Source organism: Ureibacillus sp. FSL K6-0165 (assembly GCF_038004285.1).
Classification (GTDB): Bacteria; Bacillota; Bacilli; order Bacillales_A; family Planococcaceae; genus Ureibacillus; species Ureibacillus thermosphaericus.
The window spans coordinates 1,347,357-1,370,583 of record NZ_JBBOQS010000001.1 but is presented as its reverse complement, the minus strand read 5'-3'; the positions used below and the strand labels follow the sequence as shown (position 1 = coordinate 1,370,583).

Below are 23,227 nucleotides of genomic sequence, written 5' to 3'. Positions count from 1 at the left end.
CGGCATATGTCTCGCATTCATTTTATTATGAAAGCTTTTCAACTAATTGTAAAAATTCCGTTAATGATGAAACTTCGTAAGTTGGTTGGATATCAGGGTTTTGCAGATTATTTTCCCGATTGATCCAAACATTTCGCATGCCTACCCGAGATGAGCCTAAAATATCTGTTTTTAAATTATCGCCTACCATAATCCCTTCATCCGCAGTAATGCCTGCCTTTTCCATCATAAATTCAAATAGAGATGCATCAGGCTTTCCTTTTCCAAAGTCACCAGAAATAATCACATGGTCGAAATAAGGGCGGATTTCTGGTGTTAAAGTTAATTTTAAGTTTTGTAAACTTGGTGCACCGTTTGTTAATAGTACTAATTGGTACTTTCCTTTTAATGCATCAAGAACTTGATACGTATCATCATAAACAAAAGGATGTTTTTTCCGTTCTTCAACAAAACGTTCTCCGAGCTCAGCGCCGAATGTTTCATCATCAATGCCTAACACTTTTAAACCGTTTGTCCAAGCATCTTTTCGATAATTCGGCACAATGTTTTTCATTTTTTGGAATGAATCAGTAGGATCATCAAAAGTTCCCCACAAACCTTCAAAAGGATTAATACCAATCAACACCGTATAATCGTAAGTTTCATAGGATTCATAAAGCTTTCGTGCTTCTTTGCGTACCGCTTCTTCCAATTGTTCAGGGTCTATATCGTATTTCGTTGCCGCATATTGACATGTTTTTTCAAAAGCTGTTTTGATACTTTTTTTATCCCAAAGTAACGTGTCATCTAAATCAAATATGATCGTCGTAATTGCCATTTCCAACTTCTCCTATTTATGATTGTAGTAATTATTATTCTAGCATATATTGAAATTCTAGCTATATAGAAATTGGAACTTCTATTTATACATTTTGTTCATTTAAAAAACACCTCCACAGTAATAGAGGGGAGGTGTTATCGTTAACGGGTAACTCAACATTCATTTTTCAATTGCACTCGATATAAATCATTGAGCATTTCAATCTTTTTCTCAATCGCATTTTCAAAAGATAAAATATACTGATAAGGCTCTTTAGGGTTATGGTATTGTGTGATTTTACCAGTTTTGGGATTTACAAATTTAGTAGCTGCCCCACAACCGATACCTAATATCGTTTGTACCTCTTCCATAATGACGATATTATAGATGCTTTCCTCGCCCGGTTTAGAGTATCCAACATTTTCTAAATTACCTAAAATGTTTTTTTGGCGATATAAATAATACGGATTGTATCCATTTTCGCGAGTCCACTTTTGAGCCATTTCCATCATCCTCGACACCGTTGGACGATCAGCCACTTTATATTTATCTTTATTTTGCGTCATTTCGGAAGCACGTTTGAAAGATAACGTATGCACAGTAAGGGATTCTGGTTGCAGTTTTTCAGTTTCATTCAAAGAATGTTGAAACTCTTCAACTCCCTCATTTGGTAAACCGATGATTAAATCCATATTGATATTATTCATTCCTAAATTGCGAGCAAGTAAAAATTTATCGATTGTTTCTTGTACAGTATGATGACGGCCTATCGCTTTTAACGTTTCATCGGTATAACTTTGCGGATTGACTGAGATGCGATCAATACCCCACTTTTTCAACACTTCTATTTTTTCCGGTGTAATCGTATCAGGTCGACCTGCTTCTACAGTGATTTCACGAATAGATTCAGGATTTGGGAACGATTCAAACATCGTCTCATATAGGGCATCCATTTCATCCGACTCGATTGCTGTTGGCGTACCGCCGCCCCAATATATCGAAGTCACTTTCATATCATTTTCCTTCAACCATTTTCCCATTTCTCTCATTTCGATATGCAATCCATCAAGGAAAGAAGCCACTCGTCCTGTTTTTCGATTCGGCGCGATTGCATAGGCTGGGAAAGTACAATAAGCGCATTTCGTCGGACAGAAAGGGACACCGATATAGATAGAAATTTCTTTCCCAATCTCATCTAAATCGGGAATTGTTGCTAATTGGCGCTCAACAATCGATTCCAATAATTGAATTTTTTCAGTGGATACACGAAAATCTGTTTGTAATACTTCTGCAATTTCATTGCGTGTAAGTCCTTGTTTTCTTAATTTATGATAAAGTTTTGTTGGTCGTACTCCCGTTAAAATCCCCCAATGTTGCTTTATTCCAGTATATTGCTCTAACACGTCCAACAGCACGTGAGATAATGCGCGCTTCATTCGAATATTTTGTTCTTTTTCTGTTCCATCCGTATCATATTTTTTTGAATAAGTGCTAATAAACGTTTTTCCATCCACCTCTAACTTACTAGCAGTGTAATACACGTTGTTTTCCATTTTATATTGAAAACGAACAGACAAATCCGGATCCTCAATGATTTCGTAAAGCTTACAATCTTCAAAAAATAGATTTGCTATATGTGTTAAAACATTAATCCAGTCTTGCTTGAAACTTTCGTGGATGATTATTTTTTTCATTCATACCTCTTCCTTTATAGAACTTGTTGCACTTTTACTTGTTTACGTGATTTTTTTATTTTTAGTTCCTGTTTATTTTAACAGCGAAAGGCTTTATTGACTATAAAATCATGCATGTTTTTTATGGAAATAAAAAAGACCACACATTCAGTGCGGTCCAATTACCGATCTTATAGTCCATCATAGAGGGATTGAATCGGTTTAATTAGCGAACGATTTGCTTCATCAATAAGACGGCTTAATTCCATTTCAGCTTCTAACATTGCCATAATTTTAGGATTTTGTTGAGCAAGTTGAGCAGTTTTTTGGAAGTAGAGATATTCTTCCTCTAGCAATTCTTCTCCTTGCATTTGCTTTTGTTGCAATTTTACCTGAACATCGCGGAATTGAGTGAAAATCGTTCTTGCTTGTTCATCATCACGAACAATGTCAACAGTATCTTTTAATTTTTGAAACGCTTCCGTTTGACTAATGGATGTCTCTAACTTTTGAATAAGTTCCATAAATTGATTCATTTATAATCCTACTCTCTATTAATTTAAAAATTGTACAATTAAACCTTGTACGATACCAATTAATCCTCCTAAGAAACCGCCTAATAGAGTAATCATCATTAACTCACGATTTGCAATTCCTATCACGATTTCTTCCAACTTTTCGATTGGGAAAGAGTCAACTTGCTCTCGAACAACTTCTTTAATGTCTAATTTTTTCAGTACATCTTCAAGTTTTGATTCAGCAAGTTCCAAAGCCTTATCGACAATTTTAGGCATCAAATCGTACTTTACCCAGTCGTTGCCATTTGGAAAGTAATAGTTTATGGATTTATTGAATCGTTCTTCAATAGCTAATTCTCTTTTGGCATAGGATTGGATATTTATTAGTATTGGTTCTAATTGTATCTCATTTAGGTAATTCATGATAGGCTGTTTTTTTATTTTTCCCCATTCATCATTCATAATATTCACTAATGAACTTTTTGTTTCAGATGAGCGAAGAAGTCGAACGAGCTCATGTTGAATTTTAGAGACGATGGATGAAGAATCGCTGAAAAACATTTGGAAAAGTCCACCGATTGTCCCTTTTGAAGAAAGAAAATCATCTAATAGATTTTTAATGGTGATTTCTCCTTTGGAAGATAAAATATAATCTTCCCCTCTTTGAATGATGGTTGTCACTAATTCTGGTACTTTTTGATTTATCGTTTTTGTAATATCTTCCGGCAACACTTCTTCAATCGATTTTGTCGATAAAGTATGTTTAAAAGATACAAATTGTTTTTCTATAAAATCATCCACTTGCCCTTCAATCTTTTCTGGCAACCCATTTATTCCTGCTAGTTCCAACCAATCTTTCAGTGTTTTATTATTTAAAAATATCAATTCTTCCGACTTTGATTGTGCAAACTGTAAAATTCCAAATCGAATTTCTTGAGAGAATAATTTATTTTTGATGACATCAGGTGTCAATAAATAATCTTGCACCGTCACCCCTATTTGTCTTGCCAATTCCCCGCGGCGTTTTGGAATTAGTCCTGGTGTAAAAGGAAGCTTCCATTTTCCTAAATAAAGCGCATTATATGGTCTAAAAATCATTTTAATCGCTAAAAAGTTTGTTGCACTACCAATGATTGCACCGATAATTGCCATCGATAGTATTAATAGTACTACATCCATTAATATCCTCTTTTCTAACACAATGATTTCACTAACAAAAGTTACTTTGCGAAATAAATAATAACATACCTTTTGTTATATACGATTATATTTCATTATTGTTTCATGAACATTGAAAGTTATTACGGACTATTTCTTTTTTTCGCGATTTATTTTTCCTCCCAATAATAGCTCTAACTTGCTTTAGGAAAATTATTCTTTCCCCCAAAAGATTTAAATTTATTTACAAAATCGCATACTATATATAACAAAACGACTCACAATCTTCTGAAAATTTCAGAGATGGATGATTTGTATTTTTTTCAAAAATCCGTTATGATTATCTTATTAAAAATTAATTTTATTGTAGGAGGTGTACTCCTCATTTCACCCCTCATTCGGGCGTGGAACGGGGAAAGTATTTGGACGGAGACATAGTGGGGCTGACCATTAAGTTAGCTGTTTTTGCCTTATTAATTTTGTTTTCAGCATTTTTTGTTGCCACAGAATTTGCGATAGTAAAAGTTCGGGTAACGCGTATTGATCAACTTTTAGAAGAAGGAAACAAAAAAGCAATTAAGGCTAAAAAGGTAATTGAGAACCTTGACGAGTATTTATCTGCTTGTCAATTAGGAATTACCATTACTTCATTAGGTCTAGGTTGGTTAGGTGAACCTACTGTACAGTTGTTATTAAGTCCATTATTTAAATGGATTGGTGTAACAGGACCTATCACTGAAGTTCTTTCATTTATTATTGCATTCAGTATTGTAACGTATATCCATGTTGTGGCAGGTGAATTGGCGCCTAAAACGTTAGCGATTACAAAAGCTGAATGGGTAACGCTTAATTTTTCAGGAGCGTTGTATACATTTTATAAAGTGATGTATCCTTTCATTCACCTTTTAAACATGTCTGCTCGTGGTTTGGCAAGAATTTTCGGTGTGAAATCATTTAACGAAACCGATACAGCCCATACGGAGGAAGAGCTTCGTATGATTATGGCTGATAGCTTTAAAAGCGGTGAAATCAAATATTCTGAATTTGAATATGTAAACAGTATATTTGAATTCTCAGACCGCACGGCCAAAGAAATCATGGTGCCACGAACAGAAATTACAACGATTGATAAGGAAGCAAAACTAAAAGATGTTTTTGAAGTAATGGGTGTGGAACAATATACTCGCTATCCGGTGATTGATGGCGATAAAGACCACGTAATTGGTTTAGTCAACTTAAAACATTTATTAACTGCATATATAAAAGATCCTAAAAATGCAGAAAAAACAATTACAGAATATATGCAACCAATTATTCGAGTAATTGAAACTGTTCCAATCAGCGATCTTTTATTAAAAATGCAACATGATCGTATACACATGGCAATTTTAATGGATGAATACGGGGGAACTTCCGGTTTAGTAACCATCGAAGATATCATTGAAGAAATCGTTGGTGATATTCAAGACGAATTCGACGATGACGAAATCCCTGAAGTTCAAGAAATTAGTGATGGCCATTATATTATAGATGCAAAAATGTTAATTGAAGATGTAAATGAAATGTTGAATATTCATATCGATGATGAAGATATCGATACAATCGGCGGCTGGTTCTGGACTCAACGCTACGACGCTGTTGAGGGTGACAGTTTTGTATATGATGGTTACGAATTCAAAATTAAAGAATTAGATGGTCACCATATTTTATACATTGAAGTCATCAAATTGCCAGAAGAACAAGAACTCGACTTGTACTCAGTTGCTGAATAACGTATTTCAAAAACGACTTTCTTTTCTAAGAAAGTCGTTTTGTCATGTTCGGAACTTTTGTAGGGAGGAAAAAAAGTGGAGCTTTATACAAATTTACGAGCAGGGGAAAAAGGTGCCTGGATATCTATAGGCGCATACATATTTCTTAGCGCAATGAAACTTATCATAGGACACATCGGCGATTCAGAAGCTTTAAAAGCAGATGGTCTTAATAATACTACAGATATTATTGCATCTATAGCAGTTTTAATTGGTCTAAAAATTTCACAACGTCCTCCTGATGAAAATCATCAATACGGTCATTTGCGTGCCGAAACAGTTGCATCTTTAGTGGCTTCTTTTATTATGATGGTCGTTGGACTTGAAGTAATCTTTAGCTCAATTATGAACATATTTGACCCTGTTCGCAATTCGCCATCCACTTTAACCATTATTGTTGCATTAGGCAGTGCTGCTGTCATGTACATGGTATATCGATATAACTTAGCTCTTTCTAAAAAAATTAAAAGTTCTGCGTTAAAAGCGGCTGCCTATGATAATCGTTCCGATGCATTAGTTAGCGTTGGTACAGCCATCGGTATTTTTGCTTCGATTATCGGCTATTCAATTATAGATACCATTACTGCTTTAATCATCGGAGTGATTATTATTAGAACTGCATTGGAAATCTTTTGGGAATCAGTGCAAACATTGACAGATGCGTTTGATACCGAGGAAATCGAAACTTTATCCACATTAATAAAAAATGTAGATGGTGTTATTGAATTGGTGGATTTAAAAGGAAGAACACACGGAAATGCAACATTTATTGAAGTGACAGTGACAGTAAATCCATATTTAAACGTCTGGGAAAGCCATCGCATTACAGAAAATATCGAGTCAACGATTAAACGATTTGACATTAATTGTACAGCGCTTGTACATATTGAACCTCACGAGGCAGAAGAAGGTGTAGATTAAAAGCACAGAAGTACTAATTTAAAGGGAACAGTAGATCCATTTTATCGAAATTCTACTGTTCCCTTTAATCATTTATTTTATAAATGCTTTCCTTCGCAAATGACATAACTCTAATTTAAATTTTCCCGCTTCCTTCTGTTAACCCATGTTTTACTGCATAAAGAGCTGCTTGTGTTCGATCTTGCACTTCCAATTTCGCAAATATATTCGAAATATGGGTTTTGACTGTCTTTTCTGTAACAAATAATGACGATGCAATTTCCTTGTTGCTTTTTCCTTTCGTCAATTCCGCCAGCACATCTTGTTCACGTGGAGTTAATGGGTTTTTCACATGCGGCAGATTTCCTTCCTCCCTTAATGATTCTTCCAATTGTGTTGTGGCTACCGGGTGCATAATGCTTTCTCCACGCATTACTTGTCGAATGGAATTGACTAAATCATCCGGTTCAATATCCTTTAACTGATAGCCAGCTGCCCCAGCTTCGATGGCGGGAAGAACATGGTCTTTATCTGAAAAGCTTGTCAATATAATAACTTGTACTTCTGGCCAACACGCTTTAATTTGTTTCGTCGCTTCAATGCCATCCATCTCCGGCATGACTAAGTCCATTAATACAATATCCGGGTTTAATTCTTCCACTAATCGAACTGCTTCCATCCCATTTTTCGCTTCCCCAACTACTTCAATATCTTTTTGGGTCTTCAAAAAGAATAATAAGCCTCTACGAACAACATGATGATCATCCGCAATTAAAACACGTATCATCCTGCTTCCCTCCTCAATAAGGTAATCGAACGAACAATTCGGTCCCTTTTCCAATCTCCGATACCCATTCAGCTGTGCCGCCAATTGCAGTAGCTCGATCTCGTATCGATTGCAATCCAATGGAAGGGATGTTCATGTTTTGATCAATTTTAAAACCTCTACCCTCGTCTTTTATAACGAGTAAAATATCTGTTTGTGTCACCGTTAAGTAAATCGTTGCTTCCATCACGCCCGAATGTTTTCGGACATTATTTAATGCCTCTTGAGTGATTCGGAATAATGTTTCTTCTACTCTTGAAGGAAATTGAATGACTCCTGATACATTGATCGTTAATTTGATCTTTAACATTTCTGCATAAGCTTTTATTGCATCGATTAGTCCACTTTCCAATCCTTGAGGCCTTAATTGCCAAATAAGAGCCCTCATTTCTGTTAATGCGGACTGTGTCAAATTTTGAATTTCTTTAAAGGTTTCCTTAATTTCTATATTATCGCTCATCTCTATTCCAGCACGAGCCGTTAACGTAACGGAAAACAATAACTGATTCACAGAATCATGCAAGTCGCGCGCCAACCGATTCCGCTCTCGAACTAATGCCATTTCTTGTTCTTGTTTCGTTAAACAAATACGTTTAATGGCAGATCCCATTTGAAAAGCTACAGATTCTAGCAATTCCAATTCTTCTTCTGTAAATACAACTGTATTGGGAGTAGCGACATTTAGTATTCCGAACCGTTCATTACCCGATTGTAATGGCACCGTTGCATGATGGGTAATTCCTGCCGTATCGCCCACCTTTTCCTCGATGGCATTTTCAATTCTTTGACATTCAATAATATTTGATGCTTTTTTTAGTTCATTTCGTCGGAATCGAGAAACACACCAACAACCACCCTTTTTTAAATATTGGCAGTCATTGTAACATAACCCTTCCGGCAAGTTCTCGTGGACTACAAGATTAATCTTTCCTTTTTCATTAATAAAGAAAATCCATCCTGTTGTAAAATTAGTTCCTGCTAAAAATTTTTTAAGTGCTCCTTTTAGCATTGGTATTAATTCTGTTTCTTCATTAAGCAGTTCCGCAATTTCTTTTAATAATGTAATATTGGAATGATCATTTACTACCATATAGCACCTCAACAAACACTTTGTAGTTTAATCATAACATTCCCCTTATTCCCTCGCATTCGTTCAACTCTAAGACTTTTGAATGAATTTCCAATTTCTCGAACTTTATCATTCTATTCGTTCGAATTCATTTACTTCGAAGTCAAAACAATTTATAATCAAACTGCACAGATTAAATCTTTTAGGAGAGTAATAATGAGCAAAAAATTAGAGAATAGTTTGCTATTTGTATGGTTAGTCTCTTTGGTAGCAACGCTAGGTTCTTTATATTTTTCCGAAGTTCGGGGTTATGAACCATGTGAACTTTGTTGGTATCAACGGATATTAATGTATCCAATTGTACTCATTTCCCTTGTGGCATATTTACAAAAAAATGCTCGGATTGCGGTAACAACAGCCGTATTTTCTTGCATTGGTGGAACGATTTCCCTATACCATTATGGAATTCAAAAATTGGACTTTTTATCGCAACATGCACCAGCTTGTGGACGAGTACCATGTACAGGCCAATATATTAACTGGTTTGGTTTCATTACGATTCCATTTTTAGCGTTAGTTGCATTTATCTTAATTGCAATTACTAGTTTTTATATGTTAAAGGTTTTGAAGGAGGACAAATAGTTGAAAAAGCTTGGAATTCTTGCAGCAATCGTTGTAATTTTATTTGCTGTGATCATTGTGTTAACAAATTTATCAAACAAAAGCAAGTTAGAAAACAATCCGTATGGCACAGACAATTTAAAACAATCTACAATTGATTTATTAGATGATGAAAATTATCAAAATATTATTTTGCCAGATGCTCTTAGAGAAAAAATTGCATCAGGTGAACCAGTTGTAGCTTATTTATTTAGTCCTGAATGTCCCCATTGTAAAGAAATGACGCCTCGACTCATGCCAATTGCGAAAGAAATGAATGTTCATATCGATCAATTAAACATCTTAGAATATGAAAAAGGCTGGGACGAGTATAACGTTGAATATACACCAACGCTAATTTATTTCGAGGATGGAAAAGAAGTTCAGCGAATGGTAGGAGCACATCCTGATGAAAACATTCGCAAATTCTTTGAAGAAGTGGTATTAAAATAAGTAAAATGGAAATCGTGTTCTTTATATGGACACGATTTTTCTTTGGAGGAAAACGTATGCATTTTCACTATGAAATTTCGCAAGATGGATTAACGGTAGAAACTTTGTTGCGGGAAAAATGGAAACTAGGAAAAAAACTCGTTCATGAACTACGAATGGCGAAAGCTGTGAAAAATACAGATGGTGAAGCAGTTAAATGGAATGAACCATTATCAAAAGGAACAATGCTATTTTTTATTTTTAGCGTCCCGAAATCCAACTATTCCCCAACGAAACAATGTGAAATCGAAATAAAATACGAAGATGATCATATTTTAATTGTTTCAAAACCTAAAGGAATGAGTACACATCCGAACGACAGGGACGATCACAATACTTGCATGAATCACGTAATGGCTTATATGAAAGATAAAGGGTTACAATACGCAGAGCACGTTCATCGGCTAGACCAAGGAACAAAAGGTCTGTTGATTGTTGCAAAACATCCCATTGCAAAATCAGTATTTGACCGAATGATTGAAGAAAAATCCATCGTTCGAACTTATGAAGCGGAAGTCCAAGGAATCATAAAAAAAGATCGTGGAACCATTAATGCACCAATCGGAAAAGATCGTCATCATCCTACACGACGAATCGTTTCAAAAACTGGTCAGCATGCCGTCACCCACTATAACGTTGTGAAACGAAAGGTACATTCAACTATTGTACATTTACAATTAGAAACAGGCAGAACCCATCAAATACGCGTTCACATGGCTCATCTCGGTCATCCTATTGTAGGCGATGTAATGTACAATGCTCGTAAAACTTCGAAGGGCGATTATGAACTTCATGCCATTCAATTAGAATTTGAACATCCTTTTCTAGATAAACGTATCATTGTTAATGACCTTAATACTGCCACACAATAATATAAGTAAAAATAAATGAGGCTGCTTAGAAAATAAATTTTTCTAACAGCCTTCTCTTATTTTAATCATAATATTGAATTAAAGGATTATTAAGGGAAAATAATAGTCAAACGAATGACTATAATAGCCATTCACAATAAGTTAATAGTCAAATTTATGAAGTTAATAGCTATTCGTTAAAAATCTACTTCATAAATTTGCTATTATAGTCAAAATTGGGCAGATAATAGTCAAATGCTGTTGATTTATAGTCAAACTCATTAATTTATTAGCCAATCCATCAAAAGTATTGTTGAAAAAATAGGATATTAGCCAAACTCAATTTAATATTAGTCAATCCAAAAAGAATAATAGTCAATCATATTAAAATAATAGCCATCCTAGATTCGCTTTTTATTTCCCTTAAAAATCAAAATGGAAATTATCAGGATTTTGTCCATATCGCTCATTTTTATTAATCATTTTTATTTCAAGCATATCTTCATTTGATAATTCAAAGTCGAAAATTTGCATATTTTCGGCAATGCGGCTTGGTGTTACTGATTTTGGAATTGTAATCGTATCATTTTGATAATGCCAACGTAAAACGATTTGTGCTGGAGTTTTTCCATACTTTTCAGCGAGTTTTACTAAAGTGTTATCATTTAATAGGCGACCTTTGCCAATTGGTGACCATGCAGTCACGGCAATCTCATGTTCGCGGCAAAATGCTCTTAATTCATCTTGTTGCAAATACGGATGGCACTCAACTTGATTTACCATCGGCTTCACATTTGCTTTTGCGAAGATTTTTTCTAAATGATGTTGATGGTGATTTGATACACCTGGTACTCGGATTAATTTTTCCTCATACAGACGCTCAATGGCACGATAAGTATCGATAAACTTATCTTCAACAGGCCAGTGAGTTAAATAAAGATCCACGTAATCTAGCCCCAATTTTTTCAATGAAGTTTCAAATGCTCGAAGCGTTTCGTCATAACCTTGATCATTGTTCCATACCTTAGTTGTTACAAAAATTTCCTCACGTGGAATACCGCTAGCTCGTATCGCTTCTCCCACTTCTCTTTCATTGTTATATAGTGAAGCTGTATCAATTGCTCGATAGCCTAACTTTAACGCTGTATCCATTGCATTTAAAGCTTCTTCATGATCTTCCATTTTATACACGCCTAACCCTAAGTAAGGCATCTCTACACCATTGGCTAATGTTTTTGACGGTATTGCCATAAAATCACTCCCCTTACATTCATTAACCTCATTATAAACTGAAAAATATAAATAAAAAAATTATCTAATCCATCAATATTATAGGAATTAAAATTAATAGAAACTTCCTAATAAATTCATAGCATCATTTTCTCTTTAAAGTTAAAATATTCTATAATACGTCACATTTTTTAGTAATAATGTAGTATTCTTCTAAATATATTTATTGAAAGGGAAAAAAACAAGGGGGATGATGTAAAGATGATGGACACACCTTTATTATTAACGAGTTTTTTAAAACGGGCTGAGCGCTACTTTCCTGAAAAGTTGATTATTTCGCGTACAAGCCCAGACACAATTCACCGCATTCCTTACAAAGACTATGTCAAACGCACAAGAAAACTTGCAAGCGCTCTCACAAAGCTTGGGATGAAACGCGGAACAAAAGTTGGTTCTTTTGCTTGGAATCATCACCGACATTTAGAAGCATATTTTGCAGTTCCTTGTGCAGGTGCTGTTTTGCACATGATTAACATTCGCCTTTCGCCAGAACATATCATTTACGTAATTAATCATGCAGAAGATGAAATTTTGTTAGTCGATGGCGATCTATTCCCATTATTTGAAAAAGCAATTCCTTACTTAAAAACGGTTAAACATATTGTTGTCATGCAAGATGATAAAACCGTTCCTGAATCCTCTTTCCCGAATGTCTATTCTTATGAACAGCTTTTAGAAGAAGCAGATGAATTTGAATTTCCGAATGATTTAGATGAAAACTCACCAGCAGGAATTTGTTACACTAGTGCAACTACTGGAATGCCAAAAGGTGTCGTTTACACTCATCGTGGATTAGTACTTCATAGTATGGCACTTGGTTTAGCAGACGGAATGGGAATCACCGAAAGAGACATTATCATGCCGGTTGTTCCAATGTTCCACGTGAATGCATGGGGAATGCCATTTGCTGCAGTAAATTATGGGTCAACGCAAGTATTACCAGGTCCTCACTTTACACCTAGTTTACTGCTTGATTTAATTGAACAAGAAAAAGTGACGTTAACAGCAGGGGTTCCAACTATTTGGCTTGGCGTACTTCAAGAACAGGAAAAAAATCCTCGCGATATTTCTTCCCTAAAAGCTATTGTATCTGGAGGTTCTGCTTCGCCAAAAGGATTAATTCAAGCATTTGAAGACAAATACAATGTTCCGTACGTTATTGGATACGGTATGACCGAGACAACACCACTTGTTTCTCTTTCCAACTATACATCCGCAATGGAAGATTGGACACGGGAAGAAAAATTAAATATCCGTGCAACACAAGGCCTTACTGTTCCACTTCTTGATACGGAAGTAGTAAATGAACAAGGAGAAGTTCCATGGGATGGAAAAACGATGGGCGAACTGCGGATTCGAGGTCCTTGGATTGCCCATGAATATTATAAAGATGAACGAACAAAAGAAGCATTCCGTGATGGGTGGTTGTATACTGGAGACATTGCAGTTGTCACACCAGAAGGTTATATCAAAATTACTGACCGTACAAAAGATTTAATCAAAAGCGGAGGCGAATGGATTTCATCTGTCGATTTGGAAAATGCCCTCATGACTCACGAAGCTGTATTAGAAGCAGCGGTCATCGCCATTCCTCATGAAAAATGGCAAGAGCGTCCACTTGCATGCGTCGTATTAAAAGAAGGAAAACAAGCTACAAAAGAAGAACTACTCGATTATTTAAAAGATCAATTTGCGAAATGGTGGATTCCGGATGACATTGTATTCTTAAAAGAGATTCCAAAAACATCCGTTGGTAAATTCTTAAAAGCCAAATTACGAGAAGAATTAAAGAATTATAAAGTGAATGCATAATAAACTAAGGGGCGAATCTTTGTGAATTTGCCCCTTCTATTTAATTTTTTCTTTTCAATCTTTCATCTTTATTTGGATGATCTACAACATCTGATTGAATTGGATCTGGAATTCGATGGTCATCTTCTAACTGCTCCCCATCCCGCAGTCGTTCCATTTGTTTCCCAAGCCAAATACAATCTTCTAGATTATTCGTCATATGCCCGCTAACTGGCATTTCATTTTTGTTTTCCACAAAAGTAACCTCCCAATTGTTTATATGAGTTATTGTGAACAAATCCTTCAAAAAAATGATATAGTAAAGTAAATTTATTTAAGCTATACTAAATTAGAGATAACATTTACTTAGGAGGTATACTTCCATGGGTACTGTTTTACTACTAGTAGTATGTGCTTCATTTCTCACAGCTATTTTAACTGCTGGACGTGAAGGAGATTACACTGAAGAATAATCTCTTTTCATTCGAAATACGAAAAAAGGCAATCCTATTTTAGGGTTGCCTTTTTGTTTTATGTCTTGACTTTTTATACTTAACAAAATAAACTTAGTTACATAAAGTAAGTAGATTGATTAATATCACTTTAAGGAGACTTTGTATGGCGACACATTTTCATAAAAAACCAAACACATATGTTTCACATGTTCAAATAAAGGTATCGAATTTAGATCGCTCTTTAGAATATTACAAAAATGTTATTGGCTTTGACGTGTTGGAGCAAACCGAAAAAGCAGCTGCTTTTACAACAGATGGAAAAACAAGCATTCTTTCCATTGAGCAAGTAGACAATGCACTTCCTTTACAGAGAGGTCAAACTGGTCTTTATCATTTTGCGATATTGCTCCCTACTAGAAAGGATTTAGGAAATTTCATTCAACATATTTCTCAACTAAATGTTCAAATTGGTGCAGGTGACCATCATGTGAGCGAAGCCATTTATTTATACGATCCGGACGGAAATGGCATTGAAGTGTATGCAGACCGTCCAGAAGCACAGTGGTTTTGGAATGAAAATACCGTTTATATGACAACGGAACCCGTTAATTTCCGTTCCCTTCTTGATTTAGCGGATGGTCATTGGAATGGATTACCTAAAGGAACAGTGATGGGGCATATTCATTTATCTGTATCTGATCTTTTAAAATCAGAAGAATTTTATACAAAAGCTTTAGGTTTTGAAGTTGTTACAAGATATGGAAGCCAGGCGTTATTCATTTCCACTGGAAAATACCATCATCACATTGGATTAAACACTTGGGAGAGCTTAGGAGGTTCTCCTTCTAGTGAAAAAAGTGTTGGTTTAAAATCCTATACATTAGTGCTGGATAACGAGGAACAAGCAGAAAAAATTAAAGGTAATTTAAAAGATATGGGGTATGTTGTAGAACGATTTGAAGGAGCTTCAAAATATGGAGGCCATCAAGAGTTTTCAACCATTGACCCTTCAGGAATCCGCATTGTTTTTACATTGGATGGCGAATAAATATTAAAAGGTGTCTTGAAAGTCGAAAACTTCCAGACACCTCCTTTCTAGTTGAAGCAAGTTTCCCCTATCCTCGTCGCAAACTGACCGTCTTTTGGACATCAGTATAAGATTATAAAAAAGCTCCCTATTAGTATAGATGATTAAATAGGGAGCATTTCATTTTTCAGGCCAGCCCAATTTATTTTAGCCCAGGGAAATTTTGTTGGCGTAATGCTTCGTAAATGATGATGGCTGCTGAGTTCGATAAATTCAAAGAACGCACTTTATCTGTTTGAGGAATTCTTAACACTTTATCGCGACGTTCGTATGCAAAATCTTTCGGCAAACCAGACGTTTCTCTCCCGAACATGAAATAAATGTCTTTTTCCCTATCGCTAAAATCATGAGTTGTATAAGGCTCATCGCTATACGTTTCGATTAAATATAATTCCCCATCCTTTGCATATTCGAGAAAATCTTCTAATGAGTCATGGTACACAATATTGACATGTTCCCAATAATCTAATCCTGCACGTTTCAACATTTTATCGTCGGTAGAAAACCCTAGAGGATGAATTAAATGCAAAGTTGTATGCGTAGCAGCACAAGTACGTGCAATGTTTCCTGTATTAGCTGGAATTTCGGGTTGATATAATACGATATGTAATGGCAAATCTAGACACTTCCTTCTTTTATACATCTTTGATTTGAAATAAGGGCTAGTCTCTTTCCACCAGTTCCAGCCCTTTTTTTATTTCACGCAGCACTTCTTCATCTTTTTCTTGATGATATGCTTCAAGCAATGCATCTTTTGCCTTCTTTCCACCAATTTTCCCGAGAGCCCATGCACTAGTACCCCGAATGACAGGACGTTCATCCTTTTTCAATAATTCAATTAACTCTGGCACCGCTGATTGTTCTTTAAAATGAGCCAGTGCAAGAATTGCATTTCGCTGAATGGGTTTTTTTCCTCGCCAAGAACCCGCTATTGTACCGAATTTGTTTTTAAATTCTTTATTCGAAAGTTTCAACAGTGGAACGAGGAGCGGCTTTGCCAGTTCAGGATCTGGCAAAAATTCATCATGAATCCAATTCGTCTTCCCCTTATTTTTTGGACAAACCGTTTGACATGTATCACAGCCATATACTCGGTTTCCAATTTTCGTTCTAAATTCATCCGGTACAACATCTTTCGTCTGTGTTATAAAGGCGATACAGCGTTTTGCATTTAATTGACCAGGTTCTACTAATGCACCAGTCGGGCAAACATCTAGGCATAACCTGCAATCACCGCATTCATTTTCAATCGGAGAATCTGGTGGAAAGGGAATATTTGTAATCATTTCTCCTAAATAGACATATGAACCGAATTCAGGTGTAATAATAGAGCAGTTTTTCCCACTCCAACCTATCCCTGCTCGTTCTGCAACAGCACGGTCTACAAGCTCACCCGTATCGACCATCGACTTCACCGAGACATTGGGAACTCTTTCTCGTAGCCATTGTTCCATCAATTCTAGTCGTTGTTTTACTGCCACATGATAATCCAATCCCCAAGATGCTCTTGCAAAAATCCCTCTCCGTTCACCTTTTTTACCAGTTGGGGGATTTTTCATTTTAGATGGATAAGCTAAAGCAATCGCAATAATGCTTTCTCCTTCAGGCAATAGCTTCTTTGGCTCTGTTCTCTTATCGATATCCTCTTCTTCAAAGCCGGATTGATAATTCAATTCCTGTTGCCTTTTCAAACGATTTTTCATTTCTTGAAAGGGAGACGCTGTGGTAAATCCAATTTTATCTACCCCGATGGACTTCGCATATTCAATTAAATCCATTTTCAATTGTTCTACATTCATATTCTAATCGCGATGAAAAAGTCGCAATTGCACCTCCCCTCGTTCACATCATTCAAAGTCTAATGAGAATCAATCTACTTTCCTTTTCGTTTATGGTACAATAGATTTACAAATAATTGGCAGGTGAATATTGAGATGAACCTTTCAATCAATAAAGAACTATTTTCTCTAGTTCCGCAACTAAAAATCGGCATTATTCATTATACCAAAATTGTTGTATCACAATCGCCTCAAATGTTGAAAGGACGAATGCAATTATTTCAAGAAAATTTATTTTTTGAACTGCAAGAATCTCCTGTAACAGAACGTCCAGGTATTAAAGAATGGAGAACCGTTTGGAAGGCTTTAGGTGCTGATCCGAACCGTTACCGTCATTCTGCTGAAAGTTTAATGCGGAGAATTGCGAAACAAAACTATTTATCTCCTGTTCATTTAGCGGTGGATTTAAATAATTTCTTTTCGCTAGAACATGAAATTCCTATTGGTATTTACGATGTCGATCATATTGTAGGGGACGTTGAAATTAACTTAGGAAATAGTGAAACCGGCTATGATGGATTAAATGGCCGATATAACAAATTAACAAATATTTTATATAGCAAAGATGAAAAAGGGGCTTTTGGAAGTCCATTTGTCGATTCAGTCAGAACAAGCGTTACGGAAGAGACTACGGAAGCATTGCAAATTTTTTATTTACGTCCATCTTTAGAAGAAGACTATTGCAACAAACTCCTTTCATCTTGCGGTAAAATGTTTACACAAGTTGCAGGGGGAGAATTTACGACCGCATTATTATCCGCCGATAATCCGAGCGTAACGATTGAGGTGAAAAAATGAAAACTATTCCACTGGCAGAAGGAATCAAATTAAAAAGCATTTTAACGAAAAAAGTTCAAGAATTAGTGTATGAGTTTCAAAAAAATGCTCATGTCGTCGTTGAAAAAGGTGAAACACCAAAACAAACGGGCCGTTCTTTAAAAGAAATTGAAGCAGAGCTGGCACAAGTGAGAAAAGATATCCGCACATTAGACAAACTGATTTATCGGGCGAATATTGAAAATACAATCGAATTTAAAGGGGAAGTTATGCCCATTGTTGAAGCTATCGAACTTGCTACTCAATTGCGGGCAGAGGTTTCCTTATACAAAACTTTAGGCAACTCTGAAAAGGAAAAAATCTACACTTCAACTGGTGAAGGAGTTGTTCTATACGAAGTTGCCATGTACGATCCACGCGAATATCGTGAGCGGGCAAACCAGCTCGAAAAAGAAGCGCACCGCCTATCTAATTTAATTAATGCCAAAAACTATGAAGTTCATATTGAATTTGATGATTCCAATTATTTCTAAAACAAAATCTTTTCCTCGGGGAGGTGAGAGTCCTCCCCGAGGTATAACGGCTGTCAAACTTGATATAGTGCATAAATGGCAAACCAATAACCATTAACCTGTTACTATGTAACCTGTAACTAATGACCAATTAGCGCAAAGGCAATCGATTGTCAAAATACCTAAGTGTTTTTTCTTGTACAGCCGTTATAGCAATAGGCTGTTTAGAAAATGATATCTTTCTAAACAGCCTTACTTTTTTCTAACGGAGATTCTTATTTTTGATAATAGTCAAAGTTCAAGTTTTATTAGTCAAACTGCTTTGGATTATAGTCAAACTCGAGAAGATATTTGCCAATCAAAAAAATCCGACTCCCCAATCAAAGGATAATAGTCAAAGTCCATGATTTATTAGTCAAACTACTTTGGATTATAGTCAAACTCGAGAAGATATTTGCCAATCGAAAAATTCTAACTCCCCAATCAAAGGATAATAGTCAAAGTCCATGATTTATTAGTCAAACTCAGCTGGATTATAGTCAAACTCGGGAAGATATTTGCCAATCAAAAAAATCCGACTCCCCAATCAAAGGATAATAGTCAAAGTCCATGATTTATTAGTCAAACTACTTTGGATTATAGTCAAACTCGAGAAGATATTTGCCAATCGAAAAATTCTAACTCCCCAATCAAAGGATAATAGTCAAAGTCCATGATTTATTAGTCAAACTCAGCTGGATTATAGTCAAACTCGGGAAGATATTTGCCAATCAAAAAAATCCGACTCCCCAATCAAAGGATAATAGTCAAAGTCCGTGCTTTATTAGTCAAACTACTTTGGATTATAGTCAATCTTGAGAAGATATTTGCCAATCGAAAAATTCCGACTCCCTATTCAAGCGATAATAGTCAAAATCCTTCCTTTATTAGTCAAACTCAGCTAGATTATAGTCAATCTTGAGAAGATATTTGCCAATCGAAAAATTCCGACTCCCTATTCAAGCGATAATAGTCAAAATCCTTCCTTTATTAGTCAAACTCAGCTAGATTATAGTCAAACTCGGGAAGATATTTGCCAATCGAAAAATTCCGACTCCCTATTCAAGCGATAATAGTCAAAGTCCATCCTTTATTAGCCAAACTGCTTTGGATTATAGTCAAATCTGGACAGATATTTGCCAATCGAAATAATCTAACTCCCCAATCAAGGGATAATAGTCAAAGTTCATACTTTAATAGTCAAATTGTATAGGATTATAGTCAACCCCTGGAAGATATTTGCCAACCGACTCCCCTCAAGTGAAAATGGGCAAACTACAATGAATTATAGTCAACTTCGTGAAGATATCCCTCAGACCATTTCACAACTATTTTTTTGACCTATTTGAAAAAACAAACACTAACGGAGGAAAGAAGAGTATGAAACCAAACCATCCGAATGAAATAAAAATTGGAATTAATAAAAAGGAAATGCCAGAAATAATCGTTAATATTGATCGTTTCTTTAATCCATAAATTCCAATCAAGAAACCTAATGCAATACAAAATAAGGATAGAACTTTCAACCAATCCATATCATCACCCCTAAACCATCAAAGATGCATATCTCGCAACTTCATTCAAAAACTATTCCACTCCTGGCAAAAATCGCAACAATTTTTCATCAGCATCTAATATAACATCCACCCCAAGGGGAATGCCTATGTTTGGTGTAGAGTGGCCAATGTTAAATCGCGCAACTGTAGGTTTTTTATATGGCAACAAATATTCTTTTATTAAGGATAATGCGTTCTCTTCTACATCACCATTTCCTAATCTCCCAATCACAAACCCACATGCCCCTTTCAATTTCCCTGCCAATCTTAAATGATTAAACATACGGTCAATTTCTTCAATACTCAATTCTTCATCTTCAATAAGCAAAATTTTATCGCGCGTGTCAATTTCAAACTTTGTGCCAAGTGTATCGACAATTCTACGCAAATTTCCGCCTATAAATTCACCTCGTACAGAACCAGGTATTAAACTTTCAAGAGGTGAAATGGTTTCATCATAATAAATTTCAAAAGGCGAAAATAATTGGTAAAACATTTTTTTCGATTGTTCGTCCAATTCTTTTGAAAGAGAAGGTCCATGGAATGTGACAACATTTGAATATTGTTGAATGGCTATATGTAAAAAGGTAATGTCTGAAAATCCCCAAAATATTTTTGGATGTTCAGTTAGTAGTGAATAGTCGATTTTATCAGCTATTTTCGCAGCACCATATCTATCAGTGGCACAAAAAATTCCTTTCACTTCAGGGTCTTCAATCATTTGATGCAAGTCATGAACCCACGCTTCATCTGTTTCCTCAAAATCATGTTCATTAAGCTCAATGGTTTTCCCTAATTTATAATGTAATCCCATATCGGTGAATAGAGATATATTTCGTTGCAAGCTTTCCAAATTAATAGGGCCACTTAGTGCTATAATCCCTACAGTATCTCCTTTATTTAAGTGCTTTGGCCTTATTTTCATTGATTTCCTCCTACAATTTATTAATACTACAACTATATTAACAAATGGCGTTGAACAATGCTTCTAGAGATAAATTCAGAAAAAAAAGAGCCGTCTCACCTTACGCGGCTCTTTTCACTTATTTTATTTAACTCCTGTATAAATAACCGTTACATCTGGATGTTGATGTAAAGCACTTGCCGGTAAATCTTCTGTTATTATTCCGGTACGAAGACGATCATAAGCTTCTTGTTTCGTTTCCCCGGAAATTAACAAAATAATCTTCTTCGCATTTAAAATTGATTGAATGCCCATTGTGATTGCTTTTCTAGGCATATCCTCTGGTTTTTCAAAATACTTTTGATTTGCTTCTATTGTGGATTGGGTTAATTCTACAATATGTGTAAGAGAATCGAAAGGTGTGCCAGGTTCGTTGAATCCGATATGTCCATTTACCCCGATACCAAGTACTTGAAGATCGATTCCACCTGCTTCTTTTATTTGTTGTTCATATGTACGACATGCAGTTTCTAAATCAGAGCTATGACCTTCTGGAATGTGTACGTTTTCCTTTTGAATATCTACATGTTTAAATAAATGATGATTCATGAAATAGTGATAACTTGCCTCATTATTTGGGTCAATTCCAACGTATTCATCTAAATTAAATGAAACCACATCTTTAAAAGAAACATTACCTGAATGATATTGTTGAACTAACTCTTTATACAAGCCAATTGGCGTACTTCCTGTCGCTAACCCAATTACTGAATTTGGTTTATTTTGTAATTGTTCTACAAAGATGTCACAAGCTTTTTTACTTAAATCCTCGTAATCTTTTGCTTCAATCCATTTAATTGAGCTCATTTTTTCCTCCTATAATTTAAATTTGGCGCCCTTTTTTATTTTATTATCAACTTACAATAATGACCATTATTTTTTCGCAACAAATTCAACGTTTCTTTTATTCGTCTGCGCATTGTCAAGAATATGCGGTATATTTTTTAAATCGCTACCAGTTGGCATTTGGAAAAGACGAAGACCGAACTCTTGTGCAACAGCAAATAAATGATCAAATATATCAGATTGAATGGATTCATATTCCGTCCATACTACTGTATTGGCAAAAGCATATATTTCTAATGGTAATCCGTTTTCAGTCGGTGCTAATTGTCGAACCATTAATGTAGCTTCCTCATTGATACCTGGATGATGTATTAAGTATTGAGTGATGTACGCACGAAATAATCCAATATTCGTTAAAGCTCTACCATTCACTGAATTGGCTAATCGGTCAATTTGATGCTTTTGGTTATATTCTTCAATCTCCTTTTGGCGATGAACAATGTAATCTTTGAGCAAATGAATTTTTTTACATTTTTCAAGCAATTCTTCAGAACAGAAAGAAATACTTGTAATATCTATAAACAACGATCGTTTAATTCGACGATTACCCGATGCCTGCATTCCTCTCCAGTTAATAAAAGAATCTGAAATTAACGCATAACTCGGAACAGACGTAATCGTTCGGTCAAAGTTTCGCACTTTCACAGTATTTAAGGAAATATCAATGACATCTCCATTCGCACCATACTTCGGCATTTCAATCCAATCGCCCACCCGTACCATATCATTAGCCGTCAGCTGTATGCCGGCTACAAGGCCAAGCAAGGAGTCGCGGAACACTAACATAAATACGGCAGATAACGCACCGATTCCACTTAAAAGAATAATTGGATTTTCTCCTAATAGATTAGCAATTACCAAAATCGTTCCGATAATATAATTGGCAATTTTAGCTACTTGAATATAACTTTTGATTGGTCGAATTTTCGAAATCTCATACGTTTGGTAAATATCATGAAATGCTGTTAATAGGCTATTAAGTAAACCTAAAGCAACAATGATCATATACGTTATCGCAAACTTCTCAATTGTACTCTGATAAGTAGGAAAAATAGCTGCGGAATAAAAAATAATAATAGCAGGTACTAAATGAGACAGCCTATGAAATACCTTACTTTCCAGCAAGATGTTATCCCAAGTAAATTTATTTTTATGTATGATTCTGATGATAAATCGAATGACGATTTTTTTGGCAATAAAGTTTGCAAGGATACAAACAATGATAATAAACGCAATCATGATGGCAATTGATAAATAACGAACCCACGTGTCGCTCAATTCATAACTTATAAGGTAATTGCGTATAAATTCCATC

At 35.4% G+C, this 23,227-nt stretch carries 22 protein-coding genes; 9 read left to right on the top strand and 13 right to left on the bottom strand.

Annotated features, from left to right (window positions below; all coding sequences use genetic code 11):
- Positions 1 to 25: 25 nt before the first annotated feature.
- From NST00_RS06775 to NST00_RS06760, 4 genes are all read right to left on the bottom strand, one after another.
- Positions 26 to 817, bottom strand: a complete 792-nt coding sequence (locus NST00_RS06775; RefSeq protein ID WP_016838158.1) for an HAD family hydrolase — start codon at positions 815 to 817, stop codon at positions 26 to 28.
- Between the two features lie 155 nt (positions 818 to 972).
- Entirely contained in the window at positions 973 to 2,493 is a 1,521-nt protein-coding gene (locus NST00_RS06770) for a coproporphyrinogen III oxidase (RefSeq protein ID WP_016838159.1), read from the bottom strand.
- A 170-nt stretch (positions 2,494 to 2,663) separates the two neighbouring features.
- Entirely contained in the window at positions 2,664 to 3,008 is a 345-nt protein-coding gene (locus tag NST00_RS06765; protein ID WP_016838160.1) for a YlbF family regulator, read from the bottom strand.
- Positions 3,009 to 3,026: 18 nt separating this feature from the next.
- A complete protein-coding gene (locus NST00_RS06760) occupies positions 3,027 to 4,169 on the bottom strand; it encodes a DUF445 family protein (protein ID WP_168412584.1) in 1,143 nt (380 codons plus the stop codon).
- A gap of 416 nt (positions 4,170 to 4,585) precedes the next feature.
- Here NST00_RS06760 and NST00_RS06755 point away from each other — a divergent pair, with 416 nt between their 5' ends.
- Positions 4,586 to 5,920, top strand: coding sequence for a hemolysin family protein (locus tag NST00_RS06755; RefSeq protein ID WP_172597925.1), 1,335 nt, complete (start codon positions 4,586 to 4,588; stop codon positions 5,918 to 5,920).
- Positions 5,921 to 5,995: 75 nt separating this feature from the next.
- The gene (locus NST00_RS06750; protein ID WP_016838163.1) at positions 5,996 to 6,880 is read left to right on the top strand and encodes a cation diffusion facilitator family transporter; all 885 of its coding nucleotides are present in this window, start codon (positions 5,996 to 5,998) and stop codon (positions 6,878 to 6,880) included.
- A gap of 115 nt (positions 6,881 to 6,995) precedes the next feature.
- On the opposite strand, the gene NST00_RS06745 is transcribed toward NST00_RS06750, so the two are convergent.
- Together NST00_RS06745 and NST00_RS06740 are read right to left on the bottom strand one after the other, a co-directional pair.
- Positions 6,996 to 7,646 (bottom strand): response regulator, encoded by a 651-nt coding sequence (locus NST00_RS06745; protein WP_016838168.1) that lies wholly within the window; start codon positions 7,644 to 7,646, stop codon positions 6,996 to 6,998.
- Positions 7,647 to 7,659: 13 nt separating this feature from the next.
- Positions 7,660 to 8,775 carry a GAF domain-containing sensor histidine kinase gene (locus tag NST00_RS06740; RefSeq protein WP_016838170.1) on the bottom strand — a complete coding sequence of 372 codons (1,116 nt, stop codon included), beginning with the start codon at positions 8,773 to 8,775 and terminating at the stop codon, positions 7,660 to 7,662.
- Between the two features lie 195 nt (positions 8,776 to 8,970).
- On the opposite strand from NST00_RS06740, the gene NST00_RS06735 reads away from it, so the two are divergent.
- The 3 genes from NST00_RS06735 to NST00_RS06725 are packed head-to-tail and all read left to right on the top strand — an operon-like array spanning position 8,971 to position 10,778.
- Positions 8,971 to 9,396 carry a disulfide formation protein C gene (locus NST00_RS06735; protein ID WP_016838171.1) on the top strand — a complete coding sequence of 142 codons (426 nt, stop codon included), beginning with the start codon at positions 8,971 to 8,973 and terminating at the stop codon, positions 9,394 to 9,396.
- Positions 9,397 to 9,867, top strand: coding sequence for a thioredoxin family protein (locus tag NST00_RS06730; RefSeq protein ID WP_016838172.1), 471 nt, complete (start codon positions 9,397 to 9,399; stop codon positions 9,865 to 9,867).
- Positions 9,868 to 9,923: 56 nt separating this feature from the next.
- Positions 9,924 to 10,778, top strand: coding sequence for an RluA family pseudouridine synthase (locus tag NST00_RS06725; protein ID WP_340709782.1), 855 nt, complete (start codon positions 9,924 to 9,926; stop codon positions 10,776 to 10,778).
- Between the two features lie 402 nt (positions 10,779 to 11,180).
- Here the strand turns inward: NST00_RS06725 and NST00_RS06720 are convergent, their stop codons facing one another.
- Positions 11,181 to 12,008 carry an aldo/keto reductase gene (locus NST00_RS06720; RefSeq protein ID WP_096551985.1) on the bottom strand — a complete coding sequence of 276 codons (828 nt, stop codon included), beginning with the start codon at positions 12,006 to 12,008 and terminating at the stop codon, positions 11,181 to 11,183.
- Positions 12,009 to 12,248: 240 nt separating this feature from the next.
- On the opposite strand from NST00_RS06720, the gene NST00_RS06715 reads away from it, so the two are divergent.
- A complete protein-coding gene (locus tag NST00_RS06715; protein WP_168412583.1) occupies positions 12,249 to 13,859 on the top strand; it encodes a long-chain fatty acid--CoA ligase in 1,611 nt (536 codons plus the stop codon).
- 40 nt (positions 13,860 to 13,899) lie between these two features.
- Here NST00_RS06715 and NST00_RS06710 read toward each other — a convergent pair whose 3' ends face one another.
- Positions 13,900 to 14,094: a hypothetical protein gene (locus NST00_RS06710; RefSeq protein ID WP_016838176.1), complete on the bottom strand. Its 195-nt coding sequence runs from the start codon at positions 14,092 to 14,094 to the stop codon at positions 13,900 to 13,902.
- Between the two features lie 362 nt (positions 14,095 to 14,456).
- On the opposite strand from NST00_RS06710, the gene NST00_RS06705 reads away from it, so the two are divergent.
- A complete protein-coding gene (locus tag NST00_RS06705) occupies positions 14,457 to 15,341 on the top strand; it encodes a VOC family protein (protein ID WP_340709781.1) in 885 nt (294 codons plus the stop codon).
- 181 nt (positions 15,342 to 15,522) lie between these two features.
- On the opposite strand, the gene trmL is transcribed toward NST00_RS06705, so the two are convergent.
- Both trmL and queG read right to left on the bottom strand, forming a co-directional pair.
- Positions 15,523 to 16,023 (bottom strand): tRNA (uridine(34)/cytosine(34)/5-carboxymethylaminomethyluridine(34)-2'-O)-methyltransferase TrmL, encoded by a 501-nt coding sequence (trmL, locus tag NST00_RS06700; RefSeq protein WP_409373616.1) that lies wholly within the window; start codon positions 16,021 to 16,023, stop codon positions 15,523 to 15,525.
- Positions 16,024 to 16,042: 19 nt separating this feature from the next.
- Positions 16,043 to 17,179 (bottom strand): tRNA epoxyqueuosine(34) reductase QueG, encoded by a 1,137-nt coding sequence (gene queG, locus NST00_RS06695; RefSeq protein ID WP_016838180.1) that lies wholly within the window; start codon positions 17,177 to 17,179, stop codon positions 16,043 to 16,045.
- Between the two features lie 135 nt (positions 17,180 to 17,314).
- Here queG and NST00_RS06690 point away from each other — a divergent pair, with 135 nt between their 5' ends.
- Both NST00_RS06690 and NST00_RS06685 read left to right on the top strand, forming a co-directional pair.
- Positions 17,315 to 18,016, top strand: a complete 702-nt coding sequence (locus NST00_RS06690; protein WP_340709780.1) for a B3/B4 domain-containing protein — start codon at positions 17,315 to 17,317, stop codon at positions 18,014 to 18,016.
- Positions 18,013 to 18,528 (top strand): DIP1984 family protein, encoded by a 516-nt coding sequence (locus tag NST00_RS06685; RefSeq protein WP_096551997.1) that lies wholly within the window; start codon positions 18,013 to 18,015, stop codon positions 18,526 to 18,528. The genes NST00_RS06690 and NST00_RS06685 overlap by 4 nt, the downstream gene beginning before the upstream one ends.
- A 1,605-nt stretch (positions 18,529 to 20,133) precedes the next feature.
- Here NST00_RS06685 and NST00_RS06680 read toward each other — a convergent pair.
- The 3 genes from NST00_RS06680 to NST00_RS06670 all read right to left on the bottom strand — a co-directional run bounded on the left by NST00_RS06680 (position 20,134) and on the right by NST00_RS06670 (position 23,226).
- Entirely contained in the window at positions 20,134 to 21,027 is an 894-nt protein-coding gene (locus NST00_RS06680; protein WP_168412580.1) for a S66 peptidase family protein, read from the bottom strand.
- 123 nt (positions 21,028 to 21,150) lie between these two features.
- Positions 21,151 to 21,864, bottom strand: coding sequence for a glucosamine-6-phosphate deaminase (gene nagB / locus NST00_RS06675; RefSeq protein WP_026019064.1), 714 nt, complete (start codon positions 21,862 to 21,864; stop codon positions 21,151 to 21,153).
- Between the two features lie 75 nt (positions 21,865 to 21,939).
- Positions 21,940 to 23,226 carry a mechanosensitive ion channel family protein gene (locus NST00_RS06670; protein WP_340709779.1) on the bottom strand — a complete coding sequence of 429 codons (1,287 nt, stop codon included), beginning with the start codon at positions 23,224 to 23,226 and terminating at the stop codon, positions 21,940 to 21,942.
- Position 23,227 lies beyond the last annotated feature (1 nt).